This is a genomic window from Flammeovirga aprica JL-4, from assembly GCF_012844305.1.
Taxonomy (GTDB): Bacteria; Bacteroidota; Bacteroidia; order Cytophagales; family Flammeovirgaceae; genus Flammeovirga; species Flammeovirga aprica.
In genome coordinates this window covers 1-1,208 of sequence record NZ_JABANE010000295.1, presented here as the reverse complement: position 1 = coordinate 1,208, position 1,208 = coordinate 1, and the positions used below count along the sequence as shown (strand labels likewise).

The window sequence follows — 1,208 nt, the reverse complement described above, 5'->3', positions numbered from 1 at the left end:
GAAGTCAGCAGAGGTCATAGTAGGCGATACAAGTACCGACAAGTTTCGGAGAACTCACCTCGCTGAAGGACCGAAGGTTACAGTGTCCTTAATTGAAAATGGAGGTGTATTCTGTTGATTCAGCAGAAGAAGAATACGCTAGCCTTTACAAAGCAGGACTAGGTTTTAATTTTTTTTTGTAAAATGATCGAACAAGTAGTGTCTAAAGTAAATATGAAACGTGCTTATCAGCGTGTTTACCGTAATGGAGGAAGTGCAGGAATCGACAAAATGTCCATTGCCCAACTCTTCTTCCATCTTCAGAAAACATGGGATGACACCAAAAGGAGTTTACTTTCGGGGCAGTATCTACCGCAACCTATAAAGGGAGTGGAGATTCCTAAACCGAATGGGAAAACACGTCTTTTGGGGATTCCTACGGTACAAGACCGTCTCATTCAACAGGCACTGCATCAAGTATTATCTCCTATTTTCGAAAAGGAATTCTCAGAATTCAGCTTTGGTTTCCGTCCAAACAAAAGTGCTCATGATGCACTTCAAACATCGTTATCCTACATTAACGAGGGTTATCAACATATCATTGATATCGACCTTAAAAGCTTCTTCGATGAAGTGGATCACAGTATTTTACTGCAATTGATCTACCAAAGAATCAAATGTCCTACCACCATGAAACTGATCCGTAAATTCCTAAGAGCGTCGATCATGATTCAAGGAAAACGGAAGAAAAGACGAAAAGGTGTTCCGCAAGGAGGACCGCTAAGTCCACTTCTTTCTAATATCCTGCTTCATGAACTGGATCTCTTTCTAATGGAACGAGGTGTTCGTTTTGTGAGGTATGCAGATGATTTTAGTATTTATGTGAAATCCGAAAAAGCAGCAAAACGTGTAGGAAATAATGTATATGTATTTCTACGGGATATCCTAAAACTACCAATCAATCGAGAGAAAAGCGGGAAACGTCGTCCTCTAGATTTTGAGGTACTTGGCTACGCTTTTGTATCGAGCTATAAGAAAGGTTCAAAAGGACAATATCAACTTGTTGCTAAACGTGATTCATGGAAAAAGTTGAAGACAAGTCTCAAAGAGGTAACTCGAAAAACTACTCCCATGAGTTTTGATGAACGCATCAAGAAGCTCTTAGAAATCCAAAGAGGTTGGGTAAACTACTTTAGTTTGGGGAACATCAAACGAAAACTCAAGAAGGT

General features: G+C 39.8%; 1 protein-coding gene. It reads left to right on the top strand.

Translation table 11 applies throughout. The features are described from left to right. Positions 1 to 183: 183 nt before the first annotated feature. Positions 184 to 1,208 (top strand): group II intron reverse transcriptase/maturase (ltrA, locus tag HHU12_RS33970; RefSeq protein ID WP_169661156.1); only part of this gene is annotated, 1,025 nt, incomplete at its 3' end.